This window comes from Pseudomonas faucium (genome assembly GCF_021602585.1).
GTDB lineage: Bacteria > Pseudomonadota > Gammaproteobacteria > Pseudomonadales > Pseudomonadaceae > Aquipseudomonas > Aquipseudomonas faucium.
In genome coordinates, this window is sequence record NZ_BQIP01000002.1 from 254,984 (window position 1) to 277,705 (window position 22,722).

The window sequence follows — 22,722 nt, forward strand, 5'->3', positions numbered from 1 at the left end:
GATATGACTCCAATATGACAATTGGATGAAAGGCCATCACTGGAAACCCAGGATGGCCTTTCAAAATGTTGCAGAGGTGTGCTGCGCAGTCGCCGGCAAGCCGGCTCCCACAAGGTCTGCGGCAATCCTGTGGGAGCCGGCTTGCCGGCGATGAGGCCAGCAAGGCCTGAGCCTTAGCGTTTGTTGGCGAGCAGATAGAGGCCAACGATCAGACCGACGGCGCACAGGCCGGCCACGTAATAGGCCGGTGCCATCGGGCTGACCTTGAGCAGCGCCGTCACCACCATCGGCGTCAAACCGCCAAAGATCGCGTAAGCCATGTTGTAGGAGAACGACAGCCCGGTGAAACGCACCACCGGTGGGAACGCCTTGACCATCACGTAAGGCACCGCACCGATCACGCCCACGCACAGGCCGGTCACGGCGTACAGCGGGAACAGCAGCTCCGGGTGCGTGGCCAGGCTGTGGTAGAAGGTCCAGGAACTCACCAGCAGCATCAGGCTGCCGATGACGAACACCCGCCCGGCGCCAAAGCGATCGGCCAGGCTGCCCGAGGCGACGCAGCCCAGGCTGAGCAGCACGATGGCCAGGCTGTTGGCCTTGAGCGAGTCGGTCGGGCTGATGTGGTAGATGCTCTGCAGCAGCGCCGGGGTCATCAGGATGATCACCACGATGCCTGCCGACAGCAGCCAGGTCAGCAGCATCGACAGGATGATCGGGCCACGGTGATCGCGCAGCACCGCGCGCAGCGGCAGCTCCTCGGCCAGCGCCTTGCGCTGCTGCATCTCGGCGAACACCGGGGTTTCGTGCAGCCAGCGGCGCAGGTACACGGCAAACAGCCCGAACACCCCGCCCAGCAGGAACGGCACGCGCCAGGCGTAGTCAGCCACTTCTTCGGGGGTGTAGACGCTGTTGATCAGCGTCGCCACCAGCGAGCCCAGCAGGATGCCCGCGGTCAGGCCGGCAGTCAGGGTGCCGCAGGCATAGCCGGTGTTGCGCGCTGGAACGTGCTCGGAGACGAATACCCAGGCACCCGGCACTTCACCGCCGATGGCCGCGCCCTGGATCACGCGCATCAGCAGCAACAGGATCGGCGCCCACATGCCGATCTGCGCATAGGTCGGCAGCAGGCCCATGATCAGGGTTGGCAAGGCCATCATGAAGATGCTCAGGGTGAACATCTTCTTGCGCCCCAGCAGGTCGCCGAAGTGGGCCATGACGATGCCGCCCAGCGGCCGCGCCAGGTAGCCGGCGGCGAAAATGCCGAAGGTCTGCATCAGGCGTAGCCATTCGGGCATGTCGGCGGGGAAGAACAACTTGCCGACCACGGTGGCGAAAAACACGAAGATGATGAAGTCGTAGAACTCCAGCGCTCCGCCCAGGGCGGACAGTGAGAGGGTTTTGTAGTCACTGCGGGTCAGCGGCCGCGAGGGCTGCTCGATACTGCTCGGCACGGAAGTCATCGCTGGTTGTTCTCTTGTAGGTCATGCAGGCCGCTTGCAACGCGGCTTCTGGATTGGGCGGACAGGCGAAGATAGCAAATTGCCGAGCCACGCCGAAAGCGATACAAAATCCATACAGATATTCATGAATGCGCGGTCGTCGCTGGCCGTTTGGCTATATATACTGGCCGTTCGTAGGAAAAGGTTGCCGCCAGCTTGGGATGTTGTGCGAAAACGCCGGTCTTGATGTCAGACGGTTTCGCAGAGTTTCCCTATGGCCGTCCAGCGAAGCGATATCGGCGTAGTCTGTTTTGCGCAGGTTCGTTTTCCCTCGCCACACCAACGAAAGCGTCACGGGTCAGAGGCCCCACCGCATGATCGAACTCGAACAAGAAGACCCCATCCCGCAAGGCGACCTGGCCTTGCAGATCACCGCACTGCCACGCGAAACCAATGGTTTCGGCGATATCTTCGGCGGCTGGCTGGTTGCCCAGATGGACCTGGCCGGCACGGCCATGGCCAGCCGCGTCGCCGGTGGCCGAGTGGCCACGGTGGCCATCGACCGCATGGCGTTCCTGGTGCCGGTGGCCGTGGGCGCGCAACTGTCCTTCTATACCCAGACCCTGGAGATCGGCCGCAGCTCGATCCAGATGATGGTGGAAGTGTGGAGCGACGACCCGCTGTCCAGCGAATGGCGCAAGGTCACCGAGGCCGTCTTCGTGTTCGTCGCCATCGACGGCAGTGGCCGCACCCGCTCGGTGCCTCGTCGCTGAGCCATGCGGGCGTTAAACTCATTGCAGGCCACCGGGTCGAAGGCCCACAGGCAATCAATGAGAACAGCGCAATGGCTAGCTTCAAGGTCGAAACCGAGCAACACGGCGAACTCAACTGCTGGCGCATCAGCAGCGACCACGCCGAACTACTGATCGCCCAGCAGGGTGCGCAGATCCTCAGCTACCAGCGTGTTGGCGAGCCACCGCTGCTGTGGCTGAGCGACCAGGCGATCTTCCGCCAGGGCAAGTCGGTGCGCGCCGGCGTGCCGGTGTGCTGGCCCTGGTTCGGCAACCTGCAGCGCAACCCGCAAGCGGTGCAAGCCATGTATCACGCCGAGCAGGCCCCGGCCCACGGGCTGGCGCGCACGCGTGACTGGCAGTTGCTGGGCATCGAAGAAGCGGGCAGTGAACTGCGCATCGAATTCGCCCTGCCCGAGGCCCAGGGCGAGCTGCCGGGCTGGCCGCACGATGTCGAGCTGAAGCTGCGCGTGGTGTTGGGCGACGCACTCGAACTGAGCCTCACCAGCCACAACCACGGCAATGCGCCGGTGACCATCAGCCAGGCCCTGCACAGCTACTTTGCCGTCAGCGACGTGCGCCAGGCGCGGGTCGAAGGCGTCGAAGGGCTGAGCTACATCGAGACCCTGGCCGACTGGGAGCAGCGCCAGCAAGAGGGTGCACTGGGCTTTGCCGGGGAAACCGACCGCATCTACCTGGATACCCCACCCACGCTGAGCATCGTCGACCCGCACTGGAACCGGCGCATCACCCTGGCCAGCAGCGGCTCGCGTTCGGCGGTGATCTGGAACCCATGGACCGAACGGGCCAAGGAGCTGGCGGACATGGCCGACGATGGCTGGCAGCGCATGCTGTGCATCGAGACGGCGAATGTCTGGGATGATGTGGTGGAGTTGCGACCTGGGGCGAGCAGTGTGCTCAAGGTCATTATTGGCAGTGAAGTGATCTGATTTTTCTACCGACCCGATCGCCGGCAAGCCGGCGATCGGGCCAGCGCAATGCCCCTACAGGTCAGCATCCTCCACCACCCTCACCTTCCCCGCATCCAGGGCATAGGCCGCATCGGCCAGGTCATTGCTGACCTTCTCAACCTTCAACGTCCCGCTGACCCACAGCGGCGTGTAGATATCGTCGATCTTCAGCCCCTTGGGGTAACGCACCAGCACCAGCTGGTTCGGCGGCGGTGGCGGCACGTGGATGCAGGCGCCCGGGTACGGCACCAGGAAGAACAGCGTGCTGTTGCCCTTGGCGTCGCTCTCCAGCGGCACCGGGTAGCCGCCCAGGCGGATGGCCTTGCCATTCATGCTGGCCACGGTCTTGGTCGAATACATCACCGCCGGCAGGCCTTTGCTCTGCTTGAGGCCACCCTTGTCGGTGAAGGTGCCCATGGCTTCGGGGGAGTTGTGGTCGATCTCCGGCATCTGCTCCAGCGCCTTCTGGTCCGACTTGGGCATCAGCTCCAGCCAATCGGTTTCGGGCAGCTCGGCATGGGCCAGGGTGCTGGCAAGCAGCAAGGGAATGAGGAAAAACGCACGCATGAAAATGCTCGGCAACTCGGATGAATTGCCGGGCATTCTAACCACTAATCAGCGTTTCTTGATGAATCCGTAGATCACAAGCAGCACCACGGCACCCACCAGCGCACCGAAGAAGCCTGCGGCCTGGCCTGCCTGGTAGATGCCCAGTGCCTGGCCGCCATAAGTGGCGAGCAGGGAGCCGGCAATACCCAGGAGGATGGTCATGATCCAGCCCATGCTGTCGTCGCCCGGCTTGATGAAGCGGGCCAGCAGGCCAACGATGAGGCCGATGAAGATGGTTCCAATGATGCCCATGGCATTCCCTCTGCAGTGAAAATGGAACAAGCCAAAGCCTAGTCAGCGCTTTGGCTTGTTGCCATGTTCAGAGGGCAAGGCGCCTGGAGAAGTTCGATCAGTTGCTGATCAACGCCTCTACTTCGGCGATCTTGGCCTGCAGGGTGGCCATGTCCTGGCAACGCAGGGTGGCGTGGCCGACCTTGCGCCCGACCTTGAAGGCCTTGCCGTAGTGGTGCAGGTGGCAGTCGTCGATGGCGACGACCTTGTCCACCGCCGGCACTTCACCGATGAAGTTGAGCATCGCGCTCTCGCCCACCTTGGCGGTCGAGCCCAGCGGCAGGCCGGCAACGGCGCGCAGGTGGTTCTCGAACTGGCTGCACTCGGCGCCTTCGATGGTCCAGTGCCCGGAGTTGTGCACGCGCGGGGCGATTTCGTTGGCCTTCAGGCCACCGTCGACTTCGAAGAACTCGAAAGCCATCACGCCCACGTAGTCCAGCTGCTTGAGCACACGGCCGACGTAGTCTTCGGCCAGCGCCTGCAGCGGGTGCGCCTCGCTGGCCACCGACAGGCGCAGGATGCCGCTTTCGTGGGTGTTGTGCACCAGCGGGTAGAAGCGGGTTTCGCCATCGCGGGCACGCACCGCCACCAGCGACACTTCGCCGGTGAAGGGCACGAAGCCTTCGAGCAGGCAAGGCACGCTGCCCAGCTCGGCGAAGGTACCCAGCACATCGTCAGGGGTGCGCAGCACCTTCTGGCCCTTGCCGTCGTAACCCAGGGTGCGGGTCTTGAGCACGGCTGGCAGGCCGATGCTGGCGACCGCGGCATCCAGGTCCTGTTGCGAGAGGATGTCGGCGAAGGCCGGGGTCGGGATACCCAGGTCGCGGAACATGCTCTTTTCGAACAGGCGGTCGCGGGCGATGCGCAGCGCCTCGGCACTGGGATAGACCGGGACGAACTGCGAAAGGAAGGCCACGGTTTCGGCCGGGACGCTTTCGAACTCGAAGGTCACCAGGTCGACTTCGTCGGCCAGCTGGCGCAGGTGGTCCTGGTCGCTGTAGTCGGCCCGCAGGTGTTCACCCAGGGGCGCGGCACAGGCATCCGGTGCCGGGTCGAGGAAGGCGAAGTTCATGCCCAGCGGAGTGCCCGCCAAGGCCAGCATGCGGCCCAGCTGGCCGCCACCGATTACACCGATCTTCATGGGTTGGGCCTCAAGCCTGGCGTGGATCTGGGTTGTCCAGCACGGTGTCGGTCTGTTCCGTGCGGAATTGCTTGAGCGCGGCGTGGTACTGCGGGTACTTGGCGCCGAGGATGCTCGCCGACAGCAGGGCAGCATTGACCGCACCGGCGCGGCCGATGGCCAGCGTGGCGACCGGCACACCGGCCGGCATCTGCACGATCGACAGCAGCGAGTCGACACCCGACAGCATCGACGACTGCACCGGCACGCCCAGCACCGGCAGGTGGGTCTTGGCGGCGCACATGCCTGGCAGGTGGGCAGCGCCACCGGCACCGGCAATGATCACCTCGATGCCACGCCCTTCTGCCTCTTCGGCGTACTGGAACAGCAAGTCCGGGGTGCGGTGGGCGGAAACCACCTTCACTTCGTAGGGAATGCCGAGTTTTTCCAGCATATCGGCGGTGTGGCTAAGGGTGGACCAATCGGACTTGGAGCCCATGATCACGCCAACCAGTGCACTCATCGTCGAGCCTCTTCGCTTGTTGCGCCCGCAGGCGCGTCAAAAAACAACAAGCCACGCGGGACGACCGGCGTGGCTTGTTTGCTGATCCGGACCGGAGCTGTCCGGTCGAAAGGCCGCGCAGTATAGCGTAACCAAGGCCGTTGCTGGCACCCCTGGCGACCAACTGTCGGCCTTATTTTTCGGGGCTTTGGCTGACTTTTGGGTCAACCGCGGCGCCCCCTTCGAGCTTGCGCCACAACAGCCTCACGTTGGCCTTGCGCACCAGGGCGCAGCGGTACAGGCGGATCTCCAGCGGCACGTGCCATTGGCTGCCGCCGCAGATGGCCAGCTCGCCCCGCTCCAGCTCGCCGCGCATCGACAGCTGCGGCACCCAGGCAATGCCCATGCCTTCCAGCGCCATGCTCTTGAGGCTGTCGGCCATGGCCGTTTCATAGACAGTGGTGTAGCGCAGGCTGCGCTGGCGCAGCAGCAGGTTGACCGAGCGGCCGAGGAAGGCGCCGGCGCTGTAGGCCAGCAGCGGCACGCTGCTGTCGCCTTCGAGGTCGAACAGTGGCTTGCCATCGGCCCCCACCGCGCACACCGGCAGCATTTCGGTATTGCCCATGTGCAGCCAGGGGAAGATCTCGGCATCCATCTGCAGCGCGGCATCCGGGTCGTAGAACGCCAGCATCAAGTCGCAGCCACCTTCGCGCAAGGCATGCACCGCATCTCCGACGTTAGTCGCAACCAGGCGGGTGGCGATGTTCAGGCCATCGTTGCGCAATTGCGCAACCCAACGTGGGAAAAAGCCCGAAGCCAGGGAGTGCGCGGCGGCCACCTGGACCACCTCGCCCTGCCCGCCTTCAAGGTGATGAAGATGGCGCAGCACCTCGCCCAGCTGGTCGACCACGGTGCGCGCGGTGACCAGAAACAGCTGCCCGGCCTCGGTCAATTCAATCGGGGTGCGGGAACGATTCACCAGGGTCAGGCCAAGGGCTGCTTCGAGGCTGCGAATACGCCGGCTGAAGGCCGGCTGGGTGACGAAACGGCGCTCCGCCGCCTGGGAAAAACTGCGGGTCGCGGCGAGGGCGCTGAAGTCTTCCAGCCACTTGCTTTCAAGGTTCATGAAGCGAGTCTCCCGGCATGCACCAAAATGGAACACGCTCGATTGTCAATTGGCGTCACACGAAACACTATGCCGTTTGTGCATAGGTTAGCGTGCAACAGCATTGGCCGCAAAATCCCCTTCAGGCCTAGGATTGGCGCCATTCCGGCAGGTGCCGGGTCAAAATCGAGATGATATCCATCATGTCCTCCGCTGCATCGTTCCGCGTCGAAAAAGATCTGCTTGGTACCCTTGAAGTCCCTGCCGATGCCTACTACGGCATCCAGACCCTGCGCGCTGCCAACAACTTCCACCTCTCCGGTGTTCCGCTGTCGCACTACCCGAAACTGGTAGTCGGCCTGGCGATGGTCAAGCAGGCAGCTGCTGACGCCAACCGTGAGCTGGGGCACCTGAGCGATGCCAAGCACGCCGCGATCAGCGCAGCCTGCGCACGACTGATCAAGGGCGACTACCACGAGCAGTTCGTGGTGGACATGATCCAAGGCGGTGCTGGTACTTCCACCAACATGAACGCCAACGAAGTCATCGCCAACATCGCGCTGGAGGCCATGGGCCACCAGAAGGGTGAGTACCAGTACCTGCACCCGAACAACGATGTGAACATGGCCCAGTCGACCAACGACGCCTACCCGACCGCCATCCGCCTGGGCCTGCTGCTGGGCCACGACGCCCTGCTGGCCAGCCTCGACAGCCTGATCCAGGCCTTCGCTGCCAAGGGCAAGGAATTCGACCACGTACTGAAGATGGGCCGTACCCAGCTGCAGGACGCCGTGCCGATGACCCTGGGCCAGGAATTCCGCGCCTTCGCCACCACCATGACCGAAGACCTGCAGCGCCTGCGCTCGCTGGCTCCGGAACTGCTGACCGAAATCAACCTGGGCGGCACCGCCATCGGTACCGGCATCAACGCCGACCCGGGCTACCAGGCCCTGGCCGTACAGCGCCTGGCCACCATCAGCGGCCAGCCGCTGGTACCGGCTGCCGACCTGATCGAAGCCACCTCCGACATGGGCGCCTTCGTGCTGTTCTCCGGCATGCTCAAGCGTACTGCGGTCAAGCTGTCGAAGATCTGCAACGACCTGCGCCTGCTGTCCAGCGGCCCGCGCACCGGCATCAACGAGATCAACCTGCCAGCGCGTCAGCCAGGCAGCTCGATCATGCCAGGCAAGGTCAACCCGGTTATCCCGGAAGCGGTCAACCAGGTGGCCTTCGCCATCATGGGCAACGACCTGGCCCTGACCGTCGCCGCCGAAGGTGGCCAGCTGCAGCTGAACGTGATGGAACCGCTGATCGCCTACAAGATCTTCGACTCGATCCGCCTGCTGCAACGCGCCATGGACATGCTGCGCGAGCACTGCATCGTCGGCATCACCGCCAACGAACAGCGCTGCCGTGAACTGGTCGAGCACTCGATCGGCCTGGTCACCGCCCTGAACCCGTACATCGGCTACGAAAACGCCACCCGTATCGCCCGTGTAGCCCTGGAAACAGGCCGCGGCGTGCTGGAACTGGTGCGCGAAGAGAAGCTGCTGGATGAAGAGATGCTCAACGACATCCTGCGTCCGGAAAACATGATCGCTCCACGTCTGGTTCCGCTGAAGGCGTAACCCGGCCGCTGCAAACAGTCTCACCAGGTCGAGGGACTAGACACCTCTCAACCTTTCAAGGGCCCGAGCGCACGCTTCGGGCCCTTTTTTTCGTCTGCCGCAGCCCGGCACACAACTTGCTCCATAATGCCTCCCAGCCAAACGGGATTACCGAGCATGCTGCATAGCCACCTGACCACCCTGAATGCGGTTTCGCTGATCCTCAACCTGTTCCAGGAAGACGGTTGCGAGGCCACGGCGTTGCTCGCCGGCAGCGGCATAGGCCCGGCGGACCTGGGGCATGCCGATGCGCGCATCACCACCCAGCAGGAGCTGCAGGTGTGTGCCAATGCCGTGGCGCGGCGCGAGGACATTGGCCTGGAACTGGGCCGGCGCATGCATGTGTCGTGCTACGGCATGCTCGGTTACGCGCTGCTCTCCAGTGCCACTTTGGGTGACGCCCTGCGCCTGGCGCTGCAGTATCCGGCACTGCTGGGAACAGTCTTCCAGCTGCGCCTGATCGACGATGGCCAGCGGGTCTGGTTCAGCGCCAGCGACTATCACGACAGCCCGGCGCTGGCCGCTTTCAATGCCGAGTTCTGCCTGGTGTCGCTGAAAGTCATCTGCGACGACCTGCTCGGCCGCCCGCTGCCATTGCTCGGCGCCCGCTTCGAACATGCCCGGCCCGGCTACCACGCGCTCTATACCCGGGCATTCCACTGCCCGCTGAGCTTCGCCGACGAAGACAACGCCTTCGCCTTCGAGCGGCGCTGGCTCGACACCCCGTTGCCATTGGCCGACCCGATCACCCACAAGGCCATGAGCGAACGCTGCCGGCGGCTGAACCTGGAATTCACCGGGCGCCAGGCGTGGCTGGGGCGAATCCGCCAACTGTTGCTGCAGCAACTGGATGCGGCGCCGGGGCTCGAAGGCCTGGCGCGGCAGATGAACTGCTCCTCGCGCACCTTGCGCCGGCATTTGCAGGCGCTGGGCAGCAGTTACCAGCAGCTGCTCGATGAGCTGCGCTTCGAACGGGCCAAGCAGTTGCTGGCCGATGAGCAGATGCCGATCTACCGGATTGCCGAGACCTTGGGTTTCAGCGAAACCGCCAGTTTTCGGCATGCGTTCCAGCGTTGGAGTGGTGTAGCGCCCAGCCATTTTCGCGGCTGACCGTAGCTCTGCAGCGCGCGCACCGGGCCTTGTGGGAGCCGGCTTGCCGGCGATAGGGCCGGTACAGGCCAGCGACCTTGGCCACATCGATCCCCTTTTGGCCGTTTGCGTCGTTCTCCCCCTGCAGGCCGCCCACGAGAATGGGCCCACGCCTGTACCCCCGGAGAACAACAATGCTGACAATCTATTCCGATGACCACCGCCTGCACCACGGCCGCTGCGAGCTGATCGACGGCAAGCTGATGCCCTGCTTCGAAATGCCTTCGCGCGCCGACCATGTGCTCGAGCAGGTGAAAAAGCGCAACCTCGGCGACGTTCAAGGCCCGACCGATTTCGGCCGCGCACCCATCCAGCGCATCCACAGCGCCGACTACCTCGACTTCTTCCAGGGCGCCTGGGGCCGCTGGGCTGCGCTGGGCCACGAAGGCGACCTGCTGCCCTTCACCTGGCCGGCGCGCACCCTGCGCCAGGTCAAGCCGACCGGCCTGCACGGCGAGCTGGGCTACTACAGCTTCGACGCCGGCGCGCCGATCACCGCCGGCACCTGGCAAGCCGCCTACAGCGCCGCGCAAGTGGCGCTGACCGCCCAGGCCGCAATCCAGCAAGGCGCGCATTCGGCCTTCGCCCTGTGCCGCCCACCAGGGCACCACGCCGCCGGCGAAGTCATGGGCGGCTACTGCTACCTGAACAACGCGGCCATCGCCGCCCAGGCGTTCCTCGACCAGGGCCGCGGCAAAGTGGCCATCCTCGATGTCGACTACCACCACGGCAACGGCACCCAGGACATCTTCTACGCGCGCAGCGACGTGTTCTTCGCCTCGATCCACGGCGACCCACAGGCCGAATTCCCGTTCTTCCTCGGTTATGCCGACGAAACCGGCGAAGGCGCAGGTGCTGGTTGCAACATCAACTACCCGCTGCCCGCCGGCAGTGACTGGGCCGCCTGGAGCGCCGCCCTGGAAGACGCCTGCCAGCGCATCGCCGCCTACGACGCCGATGTGCTGGTGATTTCGCTGGGCGTGGACACCTTCAAGGACGACCCGATCTCCCAGTTCAAGCTGGACAGCCCGGACTACCTGGAAATGGGCAAGCGCATCGCACAGCTCGGCAAGCCGACCTTGTTCGTGATGGAAGGTGGCTACGCTGTGGAAGAAATCGGTATCAACGCAGTCAACGTGCTGGAAGGTTTCCAGCGTGCCCAGCCAGGAGCCCGGTAAATGGTCCGACTCAAGCGTCTGCTCGCCCCGTTCATCGCTGCCACCCTGTTCACCGGCGCCTTCCAGGCCCAGGCCGAACAGCGCACCCTGCGGGTGTACAACTGGTTCGACTACATCACGCCGCAGACCTTGAGTGACTTCCAGAAAGACAGCGGGGTCAAGCTGGTCTACGACATCTTCGACACCAACGAGGCCCTGGAAGCCAAGCTGCTGACCGGCAACTCCGGCTATGACGTGGTGGTGCCGTCCAACGTGTTCCTCGCCAAGCAGATCGAGGCCGGGGTCTTCCAGCCGCTGGACCGCAGCAAGCTGCCGAACTGGCAGCACCTGGACCCGGCGCTGATGAAGCTGATCGAGGCCAACGACCCGGGCAACAAGTTCGCCGTGCCCTACATGTACGGCACCGTGCTGATCGGCTTCAACCCGGACAAGGTCAAGGCCGTGCTCGGCGCCAACGCGCCGGTGGACAGCTGGGACCTGATCTTCAAGGAAGAGAACATCGCCAAGCTCAAGCAATGCGGCGTGGCGCTGCTCGACTCGCCGTCGGAGATCCTGCCGCTGGCCTTGAAGTACCTGGGCCTGGACCCGAACAGCGACAAGCCGGACGACTACAAGCAGGCCGAAGCGCTGCTGCTGAAAATTCGCCCGCACGTCACCTACTTCCACTCCTCCAAGTACATGGCCGACATCGCCAACGGCGACATCTGCGTCGCCGTCGGCTATTCCGGCAGTTTCTCCCAGGCCGCCAACCGGGCACGGGATGCGAAGAATGGCGTGGTGGTGGACATGCGCCTGCCCAAGGAAGGCGCGCCGATCTGGTTCGACATGCTGGCGATTCCGAAGGGGGCAGCCAACCCGGAGGATGCGCACGCCTTCATCAACTACCTGCTGAGGCCGGAGGTGATTGCGCCGATCAGTGACTTTGTCGGGTACCCGAACCCGAACAAGGACGCGACCGACAAGGTCAGCCCGGCGATTCGCAACAACCCCAACTTGTATCCGACGGCCGAGGCGATGGCCAAGCTGTACACGCTCAAGCCCTTGTCGCGTGAGGCAGAGCGGGCGCGCACGCGGGCCTGGACCAAGATCAAGTCCGGGACCTGATACCTGCTGAAGGCTGCTCCATTACAGAGACCTGCGAACCCTGTAGGAGCGGCCTTGTGTCGCGAAAGGGCTGCATGGCAGCCCCAGAAATACCAGCAGAACCGTAGATCTGGGGCCGCCTTGCGGCCCTTTCGCGACACAAGGCCGCTCCTACCGCCAGGCCTTGCGCAAACGCATCAACGCCTCGGCAATCTCCCCCTCCGGCACTGCCGCAAACCCCAGCACCAGCCCCGCACGCTTATCCACAGGCACCTCGCTGTCCTCCAGCCAGTAACCACTCAGCGGATTCACCTCCACCCCCACCGCCTCCGCCCTGGCCACCAGCTCCTGCTCGCGGGCAAAGTTATCCACATCCACCTTCACATGCAGCCCCGCCGCCACTTCCGGCATTGCCGCCAGCCCCGGCACATCCACAGGCCAACCGGCCTTGAGCACATTGCGCCGGCTCAACGCCGCCCGGCGCATGCGGCGGATATGCCGCTGGAAGTGCCCCTGGGCCATGAACTCGGCCATCACGCACTGGGTACCCACCTCGGAATGGCGCATCGCCAACGCCCTGCCCTGGCTGAAGGCCTGTACCAGCCGCGCCGGCAGCACCAGGTAGCCAAGGCGCAGCGCAGGGAAAGCGATCTTGCCGAAGGTGCCCACGTACAGCACCCGCCCCTGGCGGTCCAGCGCCGCCAACGGGGCCAGCGGCGCGCCGCTGTAGCGGTACTCGCCGTCGTAGTCGTCCTCGATGATCCAGCCATCGCCGCGCTCGGCCCAGGCCAGCAGCGCCAGGCGCCGGGCCAGGCTCATGGTCACCCCGGTGGGGTACTGGTGAGCGGGCGTCACGTAAGCCAGCCGGCAGTCCTGCAACTGCTCCAGGCGCCGGCAATCCATGCCTTCCTCATCCACCGCGATGCCCGTCACCTTGCCACCGGCCACGGCGAAGGTATGCCCTGCCGCCCGATAGCCTGGGTTTTCCACAGCCACGGTGTCGCCCGGCTGCAACAGCAACTGTGCACAAAGGCTGATGGCCTGCTGTGCGCCACTGGTGATCACAATTTGTTCAGCAGTGCACGAAAGCCCCCGGGAGCGGCGCAGGTAGGCGGCGATCAACTCACGCAGCGTCCACTCGCCGGCCGGGTCACCGTAGCCCAGCTGCGCAGGCTCGGGGTTTCGCCAGAAACCCGCTTGCAGCTTGGCCCAGACGTCGAACGGGAACAGGTCGAAGGCCGGGATGCCCACGCGAAAAGCGCGCGGCGCGCCGCTTCTTGGCAGCGGCAAGTGGTTACTTTTCAGACGCTCCAACGGCTCGCTGGACAGCGTGTTGCTGGATAAATCCTCAGTATTTTCCGGTGGAAATGTGGATAACCCTGTTGATAAACCCCGGGATAACCCTGTGGATAGTTGTGTGGATAGTTTTGCCTGGCGGCTCACATAAGTGCCATCCCCTACCCGGCTTTCGATATAGCCCTCGGCATAAAGCTGGTCGTAGGCGCGGACTACGCTATTGCGCGACAGCGCCAGGATGTTGGCCAGATCGCGGCTGGCCGGCAGCCGCGTGCCACTGCTCAGGCGCCCGTCCAGCACCCGCGCACGCAGTGCCTGGTAGAGCTGCTGGCTCAAGCCCCGGCGGCGGTCGAGCACAATCCCGGCGGGGTCGAACGGAAGTACAAGAGGACGTTCGCTCATGGCATTGGACCTATCAAAACAGCCTGAAATGGATCTTACACTGAGCCAATAGCCTGCCTAGGATGGAGCCATTGGACAAGGAACCTGCGCATGTACAACAGCAAACCTCACCAGGAACACGACCTGCAACGCTTGCACCAGCACATGCTCGACACCCGCCTGGCAGTGCTGGTCAGCCACGGCGAGCAGGGCTTGCTGGCCACCCACCTGCCGGTGCTGGCGGACACTGCCGAAGGCGAATTCGGCACCGTCTACGCCCACTTGGCGCGCGCCAATCGCCAGTGGCAGGACCTGGAGCGCGGTGCCGAGGCCTTGCTGGTGTTCCCGGGTGCCGATGCCTATGTCAGCCCCAGCTACTACCCCAGCAAAGCCGACAACCCCAAGGTGGTGCCGACCTGGAACTACCTGGCCGTGCATGCCTATGGCCCGGCCGAAGTGATCCACGACGCCGCGCCGCTGCTGAGCATCGTCACCCGGCTGACCGAGCGCCATGAGCAAGGCCGCGATAACCCGTGGCAAGTGGCCGACGCGCCCCGCGACTACCTCGACGGCATGCTCCGCGCCATTGTCGGCATCCGCCTGCCCATCGCCCGCCTGCAAGGCGCGCGCAAGCTCAGCCAGAACCGCTCGGCGCAAGACATCGCCGGCGTGCGCGAAGGCCTGGCCAGCAGCCCCGATTACCTCGACAACCAACTCGCGGCGCAGATGCGCCAGCTCTGAAGGAAAAGCCCCATGCCCAGCGTTACCCTGCGCCCTGTCGGCGCCAACGACCATGCAGCCTGGCTCGCCCTGTGGCAGGCCTATTTGCGCTTCTACCAAACCGAGCTGCCCGAGGCGGTCAGCGCCAGTACCTGGCAGCGCCTGCTCGACCCCAGCGAGCCGACCCATTCGGCCCTGGCCTGGGTCGATGGCAAGGCGGTGGGCATGGTCAACTGGATCTACCACCGCTCCAACTGGAGCATCGAAAACTCGTGCTACCTGCAGGACCTGTACGTCGACGGCAATCAGCGTGGCCTGGGCATCGGCCGCCAGCTGATCGAGCACGTCTACGCCACCGCCAAGGCGGCCGGCTGCATCAAGGTGCATTGGCTGACCCACGAAACCAACGCCACCGCCATCAGCCTGTATGAACAGGTTGCCGAGCGGCCAGGCTTCATCCAATTTCGCAAAGGGCTGTAGGCCAACATGACTGACGCACTGAACTGGAAACCCGCTGCAGCGCCCAAGGCTGCGACCATCGAAGGCCGCTTCATACGCCTGGAGAAACTCGACCCGGCCCGCCACGCCGACGATTTGTGGCAGGCCCTGCAGGGCCCGCAAGCCGATCCGCTGCTGTGGGACTACCTGCCCTACGGCCCCTTCGCCGAGCGCGCCGCCTTCGACCGCTGGCTCGAAGGCAACGCCGCCGGCCACGATCCGCTGTACTACACCGTGCTCGACCGCGCCAGCGGCCAGGCCCAGGGGGTGCTCACGCTGATGTCGATGGTGCCCGACCACGGCCGCATCGAGATCGGCCACATCGCCTTCGGCGCACCCATGCAGCGCACGCCAAAGAGCACCGAGGCGGTGTACCTGCTGGGCAAGTTGAGTTTCGAGCTGGGCAACCGCCGGCTGGAATGGAAGTGCAACAACGCCAATGCCCGCTCCAAGCGTGCGGCAGAGCGGTTTGGCTTCCAGTTCGAAGGGGTGTTTCGCAAGCACCTGGTGGTCAAGGACCACAACCGGGATACGGCGTGGTATTCGATTACCGATGATGAGTGGCCGCAGGTGGCAGCGGGGTTCGAGCGCTGGTTGAGCGAGCAGAACCAGCAGCCTGAGGGGCAGGTGCGGACGTTGGAGCAGTGTCGCAAGGGCTGAGTATTGCGTTGGTTTTACCGGCCCTATCGCCGGCAAGCCGGCTCCCACACAGGTACCCCGCAAGCCTCAAGGGCTGTGATGGCCCCGTGGGAGCCGGCTTGCCGGCGATAGGGCCAGTAAAGGCAGCACAAAAAAAGGGGAGCATCCGCTCCCCAGAGGTTAACCGCTTGTAGATGAAGGCTTCTGTCAGCCTTCGATCTCGATCAGGATTTCACCCGGCGTCACACGGTCGCCCTTGGCCACATGGATGGCCACGACCTTGCCGGCGATGGCCGCCTGCACTTCGGTTTCCATCTTCATCGCCTCGGTGATCAGCACCGCCTGGCCGGCCTTGACCACATCGCCTTCCTTGACCAGCACATCGACGATGTTGCCCGGCATGGTGGTGCTGACGTGGCCCGGTGCGCTGGCCTGCTTGCGCTTGCTGCTGCCGCCGCCGACGAACTCGTTGAGCGGCTCGAACACCACCTCTTCCGGCATGCCGTCGATCGACAGGTAGAAGTGGCGCTTGCCTTCGGCCTTCACGCCCACGCCGGTGATGTCGACGCGGTAGGTCTCGCCATGCACGTCGATGACGAACTCGGTCGGCACGCCTTCGCCACCATGGGCCACCGCAGCGCCTGCTTCCGGGATCGGCAGCAGCGCTTCAGGGGTCAGGGTGCCGGCTTCGCGCTCTTCGAGGAACTTGCGGCCGATGTCCGGGAACATGGCGAAGGTCAGCACGTCTTCCTCGCTGCGGGCCAGGGCGCCGATGTCGGCACGCAGCTTGGCCATTTCCGGCTTGAGCAGGTCGGCCGGGCGCACGTCGATCACTTCTTCGCTGCCGATCGCCTGGCGCCGCAGCTGCTCGTTGACCACACCCGGGGCCTTGCCGTAACCGCCTTGCAGGTACAGCTTCACCTCGTTGGTGATGGTCTTGTAGCGCTCGCCGGCGAGCACGTTGAAGAACGCCTGGGTGCCGACGATCTGCGAGGTCGGGGTCACCAGCGGCGGGAAGCCGAGGTCTTCGCGAACCCGTGGGATCTCGGCCAGCACTTCGTTCATGCGGTTGAGCGCGCCCTGCTCCTTGAGCTGGTTGGCCAGGTTGGAAATCATGCCGCCTGGCACCTGGTTGACCTGCACGCGGGTGTCCACGGAGGTGAATTCGCTTTCGAACTGGTGGTACTTCTTGCGCACGGCGTAGAAGTACAGGCCGATTTCCTGCAGCAGCTCCAGGTCCAGGCCGGTGTCGAACTCGCTGCCCTTCAGCGCGGCGACCATCGACTCGGTGCCCGGGTGGCTGGTGCCCCAGGCGAAGCTGGAGATGGCGGTGTCGATGTGGTCGGCGCCGTTTTCCACCGCCTTGAGCTGGCACATGGCAGCCAGGCCGGCGGTGTCGTGGGAGTGGATGAACACCGGCAGCGACTGCTCGGCCTTCAGCGCCTTGACCAGCTCGCCGGTGGCATACGGGGTCAGCAGGCCGGCCATGTCCTTGATCGCCACCGAATCGCAACCCATGGCTTCCATCTGCTTGGCCTGGTTCACGAAGGCCTCGATGGTGTGCACCGGGCTGGTGGTGTAGGCGATGGTGCCCTGGGCATGCTTGCCGGCCGCCTTGACCGCCTCGATGGCCACGCGCAGGTTACGCACGTCGTTCATCGCGTCGAAGATGCGGAACACGTCGATGCCGTTGACCGCAGCCTTGGCCACGAACGCCTTGACCACGTCATCGCTGTAGTGGCGGTAGCCCAAAAGGTTCTGGCCGCGCAGGAGCATCTGCAAGCGGGTGTTGGGCAAGGCATTGCGCAGTTTGCGCAGGCGCTCCCACGGGTCTTCCTTGAGGAAGCGCACGCAGGCGTCGAAGGTGGCGCCGCCCCAGACTTCCAGCGACCAGTAGCCGACCTTGTCGAGCTTGTCGCAGATCGGCAGCATGTCTTCGGTACGCATGCGGGTGGCCAGCAGGGACTGGTGGGCGTCGCGCAGGATCGTGTCGGTTACGTGAATTTTCTTGGACATTATGGGGTTCCTCACAGGCCTGCGTGGGCGGCGATGGCGGCGGCGATGGCCAGGGCCAGCTCTTCGGGTTTGCGCTTGATCGAGTAGTTGGTCAGTTCAGGGTGGCTTTCGACGAAGCTGGTATTGAACTGGCCGCTACGGAATTCCGGATTGCGCAGGATTTCCTGGTAGTACGCGGCGGTGGTCTTCACCCCTTGCACGCGCATGTCGTCCAGGGCCCGCAGGCCGCGGTCCATGGCTTCTTCCCAGGTCAACGCCCACACCACCAGCTTCAGGCACATGGAGTCGTAGAACGGTGGAATGGTGTAGCCGGTGTAGATCGCGGTGTCGGTACGCACGCCCGGCCCGCCGGGGGCGTAGTAACGGGTGATCTTGCCGAAGCTTGGCAGGAAGTTGTTCTTCGGGTCTTCGGCGTTGATACGGAACTGCAGCGCGTAGCCGCGGTGCTGGATATCTTCCTGCTTGACCGACAGCGGCAGGCCCGAGGCGATGCGGATCTGCTCGCGGACGATGTCGATACCGGTGATTTCCTCGGTGATGGTGTGTTCCACCTGCACCCGGGTGTTCATCTCCATGAAGTACACCTCGCCATCGGCGAGCAGAAACTCCACGGTACCGGCGTTCTCGTAGTTCACCGCCTTGGCCGCACGCACCGCCAGGTCGCCGATGTAGGCGCGCTGTTCGGGGGTGAGCTGCGGGCTCGGGGCGATTTCGATGAGCTTCTGGTTGCGGCGCTGGATCGAGCAGTCGCGCTCGAACAGGTGCACCACGTTGCCGAAGCTGTCACCAAGGATCTGCGCCTCGATGTGCTTGGGGTTGACGATGCACTTTTCCAGGAACACTTCGGCCGAGCCGAAGGCCTTGGTGGCCTCGGAAATCACCCGTGGGAAGTTCTGTTCCAGTTCTTCGCGGCTATTGCAGCGGCGGATGCCGCGCCCGCCACCGCCGGAGGTGGCCTTGAGCATCACCGGGTAACCGATGCGCTCGCCTTCGCTCAGGGCTTCGTGGATGTCGGCAACGTTGCCTTCGGTGCCTGGGGTCACCGGCACACCGGCCTGGATCATGGTGCGACGCGCTTCGGTCTTGTCGCCCATGCGGCGAATGACGTCGGCGGCCGGGCCGATGAACTTGATCCCGCGCTCGGCGCAGATCTCTGCCAACTCGGCATTTTCCGACAGGAAACCGTAACCCGGGTGCAGGGCATCACAGCCGGTTTCCACAGCAAGGTTGACCAGCTTGCGCGGGTTCAGGTAACCGGCCAGTGGCTCGGCACCAATGCTGTAGGCCTCGTCGGCGCGCTTGACGTGCAAGGCGTGACGGTCGGCGTCGGAATAGATCGCGACAGAGCGAATGCCCATCTCGGCGCAGGCACGCACGATCCGAACTGCGATTTCACCCCGGTTGGCGATCAGGATTTTTTTTATCACTGGAGTCTTCCCAAAGCCGTAGGAACAGACGATCCGGTTTTACCGGTCGGCGCGTGACCAATCGTCGTTGGCCAGTCGCACATTCACCCTAGCGCTGCGGGTCGATAAACAAAAATCAATATTTGTTAGGGGCAGTATTAGCAAAGCCTTATAGTTCGGTAACAAGGTTTTGCCAAAGCCGGGGTAGAAATGCGTAAGTCCTTGATGCGTATGACTTTGCGTCAATTGCAGATCTTTAACGAAGTGTGTGATTTACGCTCCTACAGCCGCGCTGCGGAGGAGATGGCGCTGACGCAACCCGCCGTTAGTCTACAGATCCGTCAGCTCGAGGAGCTGGTTGGCCAGCCGTTGTTCGAGTACGTCGGCAAGAAACTTTACCTGACCGAAGCGGCCGAGGCGCTGCAGCGGGCCAGCCGCGATATCTTCGGGCGCCTGGAAAGCCTCGACATGCAACTGTCGGACATGCAGGGCTCACTGCAGGGTCAGTTGAAGCTGGCCATCGAATCCAGCGCCAAGTACTTCGTGCCACACCTGTTCGCCGCCTTCAAGCAACGCCACCCGGAGGTCAACCTGACCCTCACCGTGGTCAACCGCGCCCAGGCGATCCGGCGCCTCTCCGACAACCGTGACGACCTGATCATCATGTCCATGGTGCCCCAGGACATGGGGCTGGAGTTTCTGCCCTTCCTCAACAACCCGATCGTCGCCGTGGCGCCGCCCGACCACCCGCTGAGCAAGCTCGAACAGCTGCGCCTGCAAGACCTGGAGCCTCATACCCTGCTGGTCCGTGAACAGGGCTCGGGCACCCGCAAGGCCTGCGAGGAGTACTTCAAGGACAAGCGCGTGCACTTTACCCAAACCCTGGAAGTGGCCTCGGCCGATGCCCAGCGTGAATGCGTGATCGCCGGCCTTGGCATCGCCCTGCTGACGCGCCATGCGGTGAACATGGAGCTGGCCGTGGGCGTGCTCAAGGAGTTGCCGGTCGAGGAACTGCCGCTGTACCGAAGCTGGTGCGTGGTGCAGTCCAAAGCCAAGCGACAGTCGCCGGTAGCCTTGGCTTTTCTGGCGTTCATCCGCAGCGAACGTGCGCTGATCAGCGCGCTTGTTGAACGTTTTTCGGGGAAGCTGCCGCCGACGCCTGCCACACCGTGAGCTCTTGCAGCTCGGGGTAATCGGCGAGTTCGCGCAGCAGCTGGCGTTGGTCGCAATAGCTTTCGATCGCGCGGCGGTACTCCATGCGACGCTGATCTTTTTCCTGCTGCTTGCGGGATTTGGCGCTGGGAAGGTAAGAGCCATCGAAGTCACGAGCCATTTTCTGTCTCCCTGATCGAGTGCGGGGAGTTTCAGACTGGCTCGGGCGCTTTACCGTTTGGCTGTGGAACAGTGACAAAACCGTGAAATTTCACGGCCGGGTTCAGTCATCCATGGCCTTGATCGACTTCGGCGACAGGCGCAGGCTGCGCAAGCTGCGCTTCACGCTCTTGAGGTGGTTGACCAGGCTCGGCCCGCGCGCCATGGCCACGCCCATGGCCAGCACGTCGATCACCACCAGGTGGGCGATACGCGAGGTCAGCGGGGTGTAGATTTCGGTGTCTTCGTGCACGTCGATGGCCAGGTTGACGGTCGACAGCTCCGCCAGCGGCGTCTGGCTCGGGCACAGGGTGATCAGGTTGGCACCGCTCTCGCGCACCAGGTTGGCGGTGATCAGCAGATCTTTGGAGCGCCCCGACTGGGAAATGCACACGGCCACATCGCCCGGCTTGAGCGTCACCGCCGACATCGCCTGCATGTGCGGGTCGGAATAGGCGGCAGCGTTGAGCAGCAGGCGGAAGAACTTGTGCTGGGCATCGGCGGCCACCGCGCCCGATGCGCCAAAGCCGTAGAACTCCACGCGCTGCGCCTGGGCCATGGCGCTCACGGCCTGCTGCAACGCCTGCGGATCGAGCTGCTCGCGCACTTCCATCAGGGTGTGCAGGGTGGTGTCGAAGATCTTCAGGCTGTAGTCGGCGACCGAGTCGTCTTCGTGAATGGCGAACTGGCCGAAACTGGCGCCCGCCGCCAGGCTTTGCGCCAGCTTGAGCTTGAGGTCCTGGAAGCCCGAACAACCGATCGCCCGGCAAAAGCGCACGATGGTCGGCTCGCTGATGCCCACGCTGTGCGCCAGGTCGGCCATGGAGCTGTGCATGACGGCAGCCGGGTCGAGCAGCACATGGTCCGCGACTTTGAGTTCCGATTTGCGCAGCAGGTGGCGCGATTGGGCGATATGTTGCAACAGATTCACGGGCTGGACTCGGTTATGATCGGCTGGCCGGGATGTAGCTTTCTTGTAGTTATACTACATGGACGCCAACCCGCCCAGTTAAACGAACGTGGAGAGTGGTGGTTTGACTATTCCTTGCGACATTCTGGTGTTCGGTGGCACCGGCGACCTGGCCCTGCACAAACTGCTGCCGGCGCTCTATCACCTGTATCGCGAGGGGCGTCTGAACATTGCCGTGCGCATCATCGCCCTGGCCCGGCGCAACTTGTCGCGCGATGAATACCTGCTGCTCGCCGAGCGCCATTGCCGGGCGCAGATTGCCCGCCACGACTTCGAAGAAGAAGTGTGGCGGCGCTTTTCCGCACGCCTGGACTACTTCCCCATGGACGCCTCCCAGAGCGCCGACTTCGGCCGCCTGGCGCGCTACCTCGGCGAGCCCGGCGGGCTCACTCGCATCTATTACCTGGCAACCGCGCCCAACCTGTTCGTGCCGATTGCCCGGCACCTGCGCATTGCCGGGCTGGCCGACAGCGAAGCGCGCATCGTGCTGGAAAAACCGATTGGCCATTCGCTGGAATCGGCCATTGCCATCAACGAAGCGATCGGCAGCGTGTTCGAAGAGCGCCAGGTGTTTCGCATCGACCACTACCTGGGCAAGGAAACCGTGCAGAACCTCATGGCCCTGCGCTTCGCCAATGCCCTGCTGGAACCTGTGTGGCGCAATGGCCAGGTCGACCATGTGCAGATCAGCGTGTGCGAGACCCTGGGCGTGGAAAACCGCGGCGGCTATTACGACCGCGCCGGCGCGACCCGCGACATGCTGCAAAACCACTTGTTGCAGCTGTTGTGCCTGGTGGCCATGGAGCCGCCTGCGCAGTTCGAAGCCGAGGCCGTGCGTGACGAGAAGGTGAAGATCCTGCGCGCGCTCAAGCCGATCAACGGCCAGGACGTGCAGGACAAGACCGTGCGCGGCCAGTACGGCGCCGGCCACATCGGCGGCCAGGAAGTGCCGGCCTACTACTTCGAAAAGGACGTGGACAACGACAGCGACACCGAAACCTTCGTCGCCGTGCAGGCGCATGTCGACAACTGGCGCTGGGCCGGCGTGCCTTTCTACCTGCGCACCGGCAAGCGCATGGCGCGGCGCTCGTCGCAGATCGTCATACAATTCAAGCCCGTGCCTCATGAGCTGTTCAGCGGCGGCCAGGTCAACCAGCTGCTGATCCAGCTGCAGCCGGACGAGCGCATCAGCCTGCGCATGATGACCAAGAGCCCCGGCAAGGGCATGCGCCTGGAGCCGGTGGACCTGGACCTCAACCTGGCCCAGGTGTTCGGCCAGACACGCCGCTGGGAAGCCTACGAGCGCCTGTTGCTGGATGTGCTGGAAGGCGACTCGACGCTGTTCATGCGCCGCGACGAAGTGGAGGCCGCCTGGGCCTGGATCGACGCCATCCTCAAAGGCTGGGACGAGCACTTCCAGCCGCCCCGCCACTATGCCGCCGGCAGCAACGGGCCCGATCAGGCCAACAGCCTGCTGGCCGGCCATGGCAGGCATTGGCATAGCTGAAATCCTGCCC

At 64.1% G+C, this 22,722-nt stretch carries 22 protein-coding genes; 11 read left to right on the forward strand and 11 right to left on the reverse strand.

Features of this window, described 5'->3' with window-relative positions:
- Positions 1-173: 173 nt before the first annotated feature.
- Entirely contained in the window at positions 174-1,463 is a 1,290-nt protein-coding gene (locus L6D75_RS03860; RefSeq protein WP_176517942.1) for an MFS transporter, read from the reverse strand.
- Positions 1,464-1,816: 353 nt separating this feature from the next.
- Here L6D75_RS03860 and L6D75_RS03865 point away from each other — a divergent pair, with 353 nt between their 5' ends.
- Positions 1,817-2,215, forward strand: coding sequence for an acyl-CoA thioesterase (locus L6D75_RS03865; RefSeq protein WP_003253317.1), 399 nt, complete (start codon positions 1,817-1,819; stop codon positions 2,213-2,215).
- A 71-nt stretch (positions 2,216-2,286) separates the two neighbouring features.
- Entirely contained in the window at positions 2,287-3,183 is an 897-nt protein-coding gene (locus tag L6D75_RS03870) for a D-hexose-6-phosphate mutarotase (RefSeq protein ID WP_176517941.1), read from the forward strand.
- 54 nt (positions 3,184-3,237) lie between these two features.
- Here the strand turns inward: L6D75_RS03870 and L6D75_RS03875 are convergent, their stop codons facing one another.
- From L6D75_RS03875 to L6D75_RS03895, 5 genes are all read right to left on the reverse strand, one after another.
- Positions 3,238-3,771, reverse strand: a complete 534-nt coding sequence (locus tag L6D75_RS03875; protein WP_371871995.1) for a DUF3299 domain-containing protein — start codon at positions 3,769-3,771, stop codon at positions 3,238-3,240.
- Positions 3,772-3,819: 48 nt separating this feature from the next.
- Positions 3,820-4,065, reverse strand: coding sequence for a GlsB/YeaQ/YmgE family stress response membrane protein (locus tag L6D75_RS03880; RefSeq protein WP_010955824.1), 246 nt, complete (start codon positions 4,063-4,065; stop codon positions 3,820-3,822).
- Positions 4,066-4,162: 97 nt separating this feature from the next.
- Positions 4,163-5,245, reverse strand: coding sequence for a 5-(carboxyamino)imidazole ribonucleotide synthase (locus L6D75_RS03885; RefSeq protein ID WP_176517939.1), 1,083 nt, complete (start codon positions 5,243-5,245; stop codon positions 4,163-4,165).
- 10 nt (positions 5,246-5,255) lie between these two features.
- Positions 5,256-5,747: a 5-(carboxyamino)imidazole ribonucleotide mutase gene (gene purE / locus L6D75_RS03890; RefSeq protein WP_003253304.1), complete on the reverse strand. Its 492-nt coding sequence runs from the start codon at positions 5,745-5,747 to the stop codon at positions 5,256-5,258.
- A 172-nt stretch (positions 5,748-5,919) separates the two neighbouring features.
- Positions 5,920-6,852 carry a LysR substrate-binding domain-containing protein gene (locus L6D75_RS03895; protein WP_176517938.1) on the reverse strand — a complete coding sequence of 311 codons (933 nt, stop codon included), beginning with the start codon at positions 6,850-6,852 and terminating at the stop codon, positions 5,920-5,922.
- A 182-nt stretch (positions 6,853-7,034) separates the two neighbouring features.
- On the opposite strand from L6D75_RS03895, the gene aspA reads away from it, so the two are divergent.
- The 4 genes from aspA (at position 7,035) to L6D75_RS03915 (ending at position 11,929) form a co-directional block, all read left to right on the forward strand.
- Entirely contained in the window at positions 7,035-8,459 is a 1,425-nt protein-coding gene (aspA, locus tag L6D75_RS03900) for an aspartate ammonia-lyase (RefSeq protein ID WP_176517937.1), read from the forward strand.
- A gap of 156 nt (positions 8,460-8,615) precedes the next feature.
- Positions 8,616-9,608 (forward strand): AraC family transcriptional regulator, encoded by a 993-nt coding sequence (locus tag L6D75_RS03905; protein ID WP_176517936.1) that lies wholly within the window; start codon positions 8,616-8,618, stop codon positions 9,606-9,608.
- 173 nt (positions 9,609-9,781) lie between these two features.
- A complete protein-coding gene (locus L6D75_RS03910) occupies positions 9,782-10,825 on the forward strand; it encodes a histone deacetylase family protein (protein ID WP_176517935.1) in 1,044 nt (347 codons plus the stop codon).
- The gene (locus L6D75_RS03915) at positions 10,826-11,929 is read left to right on the forward strand and encodes a polyamine ABC transporter substrate-binding protein (protein WP_176517934.1); all 1,104 of its coding nucleotides are present in this window, start codon (positions 10,826-10,828) and stop codon (positions 11,927-11,929) included. It abuts the gene before it with no gap.
- 150 nt (positions 11,930-12,079) lie between these two features.
- Here L6D75_RS03915 and pdxR read toward each other — a convergent pair whose 3' ends face one another.
- Positions 12,080-13,606 (reverse strand): MocR-like pyridoxine biosynthesis transcription factor PdxR, encoded by a 1,527-nt coding sequence (pdxR, locus tag L6D75_RS03920; protein ID WP_236193423.1) that lies wholly within the window; start codon positions 13,604-13,606, stop codon positions 12,080-12,082.
- Positions 13,607-13,696: 90 nt separating this feature from the next.
- On the opposite strand from pdxR, the gene L6D75_RS03925 reads away from it, so the two are divergent.
- The 3 genes from L6D75_RS03925 to L6D75_RS03935 are packed head-to-tail and all read left to right on the forward strand — an operon-like array spanning position 13,697 to position 15,463.
- Positions 13,697-14,326, forward strand: a complete 630-nt coding sequence (locus tag L6D75_RS03925) for an FMN-binding negative transcriptional regulator (RefSeq protein ID WP_176511808.1) — start codon at positions 13,697-13,699, stop codon at positions 14,324-14,326.
- 12 nt (positions 14,327-14,338) lie between these two features.
- Complete coding sequence (locus L6D75_RS03930; protein WP_176511807.1) at positions 14,339-14,785, forward strand: GNAT family N-acetyltransferase; 447 nt, start codon at positions 14,339-14,341, stop codon at positions 14,783-14,785.
- A 6-nt stretch (positions 14,786-14,791) separates the two neighbouring features.
- Positions 14,792-15,463, forward strand: coding sequence for a GNAT family N-acetyltransferase (locus tag L6D75_RS03935; protein ID WP_176511806.1), 672 nt, complete (start codon positions 14,792-14,794; stop codon positions 15,461-15,463).
- A 186-nt stretch (positions 15,464-15,649) separates the two neighbouring features.
- On the opposite strand, the gene oadA is transcribed toward L6D75_RS03935, so the two are convergent.
- Both oadA and L6D75_RS03945 read right to left on the reverse strand, forming a co-directional pair.
- The gene (gene oadA / locus L6D75_RS03940; RefSeq protein ID WP_176511805.1) at positions 15,650-17,458 is read right to left on the reverse strand and encodes a sodium-extruding oxaloacetate decarboxylase subunit alpha; all 1,809 of its coding nucleotides are present in this window, start codon (positions 17,456-17,458) and stop codon (positions 15,650-15,652) included.
- A gap of 11 nt (positions 17,459-17,469) precedes the next feature.
- The gene (locus L6D75_RS03945) at positions 17,470-18,885 is read right to left on the reverse strand and encodes an acetyl-CoA carboxylase biotin carboxylase subunit (protein WP_016394359.1); all 1,416 of its coding nucleotides are present in this window, start codon (positions 18,883-18,885) and stop codon (positions 17,470-17,472) included.
- Positions 18,886-19,074: 189 nt separating this feature from the next.
- Between L6D75_RS03945 and L6D75_RS03950 the strand changes: the two genes are divergently transcribed.
- Positions 19,075-20,037: a LysR family transcriptional regulator gene (locus tag L6D75_RS03950; RefSeq protein WP_176511804.1), complete on the forward strand. Its 963-nt coding sequence runs from the start codon at positions 19,075-19,077 to the stop codon at positions 20,035-20,037.
- On the opposite strand, the gene L6D75_RS03955 is transcribed toward L6D75_RS03950, so the two are convergent.
- Both L6D75_RS03955 and hexR read right to left on the reverse strand, forming a co-directional pair.
- On the reverse strand, positions 19,979-20,197 hold the full coding sequence (locus L6D75_RS03955) for a PA3496 family putative envelope integrity protein (protein ID WP_176511803.1): 219 nt from the start codon (positions 20,195-20,197) through the stop codon (positions 19,979-19,981). The two genes, L6D75_RS03950 and L6D75_RS03955, sit on opposite strands and share 59 nt — an antisense overlap.
- Positions 20,198-20,299: 102 nt before the next feature.
- On the reverse strand, positions 20,300-21,166 hold the full coding sequence (gene hexR, locus L6D75_RS03960; protein WP_176511802.1) for a transcriptional regulator HexR: 867 nt from the start codon (positions 21,164-21,166) through the stop codon (positions 20,300-20,302).
- Between the two features lie 103 nt (positions 21,167-21,269).
- Between hexR and zwf the strand changes: the two genes are divergently transcribed.
- Positions 21,270-22,712, forward strand: a complete 1,443-nt coding sequence (gene zwf / locus L6D75_RS03965) for a glucose-6-phosphate dehydrogenase (RefSeq protein ID WP_176511801.1) — start codon at positions 21,270-21,272, stop codon at positions 22,710-22,712.
- Positions 22,713-22,722: the final 10 nt, after the last annotated feature.

Excerpts from the sequence above, each read along its gene's own strand:
- L6D75_RS03860 (WP_176517942.1), bottom strand. The coding sequence starts at position 1,463 with ATGACTTCCGTGCCGAGCAGTATCGAGCAGCCCTCGCGGCCGCTGACC.
- L6D75_RS03865 (WP_003253317.1), top strand. The coding sequence starts at position 1,817 with ATGATCGAACTCGAACAAGAAGACCCCATCCCGCAAGGCGACCTGGCC.
- L6D75_RS03870 (WP_176517941.1), top strand. The coding sequence starts at position 2,287 with ATGGCTAGCTTCAAGGTCGAAACCGAGCAACACGGCGAACTCAACTGC.
- L6D75_RS03875 (WP_371871995.1), bottom strand. The coding sequence starts at position 3,771 with ATGCGTGCGTTTTTCCTCATTCCCTTGCTGCTTGCCAGCACCCTGGCC.
- L6D75_RS03880 (WP_010955824.1), bottom strand. The coding sequence starts at position 4,065 with ATGGGCATCATTGGAACCATCTTCATCGGCCTCATCGTTGGCCTGCTG.
- L6D75_RS03885 (WP_176517939.1), bottom strand. The coding sequence starts at position 5,245 with ATGAAGATCGGTGTAATCGGTGGCGGCCAGCTGGGCCGCATGCTGGCC.
- purE (WP_003253304.1), bottom strand. The coding sequence starts at position 5,747 with ATGAGTGCACTGGTTGGCGTGATCATGGGCTCCAAGTCCGATTGGTCC.
- L6D75_RS03895 (WP_176517938.1), bottom strand. The coding sequence starts at position 6,852 with ATGAACCTTGAAAGCAAGTGGCTGGAAGACTTCAGCGCCCTCGCCGCG.
- aspA (WP_176517937.1), top strand. The coding sequence starts at position 7,035 with ATGTCCTCCGCTGCATCGTTCCGCGTCGAAAAAGATCTGCTTGGTACC.
- L6D75_RS03905 (WP_176517936.1), top strand. The coding sequence starts at position 8,616 with ATGCTGCATAGCCACCTGACCACCCTGAATGCGGTTTCGCTGATCCTC.
- L6D75_RS03910 (WP_176517935.1), top strand. The coding sequence starts at position 9,782 with ATGCTGACAATCTATTCCGATGACCACCGCCTGCACCACGGCCGCTGC.
- L6D75_RS03915 (WP_176517934.1), top strand. The coding sequence starts at position 10,826 with ATGGTCCGACTCAAGCGTCTGCTCGCCCCGTTCATCGCTGCCACCCTG.
- pdxR (WP_236193423.1), bottom strand. The coding sequence starts at position 13,606 with ATGAGCGAACGTCCTCTTGTACTTCCGTTCGACCCCGCCGGGATTGTG.
- L6D75_RS03925 (WP_176511808.1), top strand. The coding sequence starts at position 13,697 with ATGTACAACAGCAAACCTCACCAGGAACACGACCTGCAACGCTTGCAC.
- L6D75_RS03930 (WP_176511807.1), top strand. The coding sequence starts at position 14,339 with ATGCCCAGCGTTACCCTGCGCCCTGTCGGCGCCAACGACCATGCAGCC.
- L6D75_RS03935 (WP_176511806.1), top strand. The coding sequence starts at position 14,792 with ATGACTGACGCACTGAACTGGAAACCCGCTGCAGCGCCCAAGGCTGCG.
- oadA (WP_176511805.1), bottom strand. The coding sequence starts at position 17,458 with ATGTCCAAGAAAATTCACGTAACCGACACGATCCTGCGCGACGCCCAC.
- L6D75_RS03950 (WP_176511804.1), top strand. The coding sequence starts at position 19,075 with ATGCGTAAGTCCTTGATGCGTATGACTTTGCGTCAATTGCAGATCTTT.
- L6D75_RS03955 (WP_176511803.1), bottom strand. The coding sequence starts at position 20,197 with ATGGCTCGTGACTTCGATGGCTCTTACCTTCCCAGCGCCAAATCCCGC.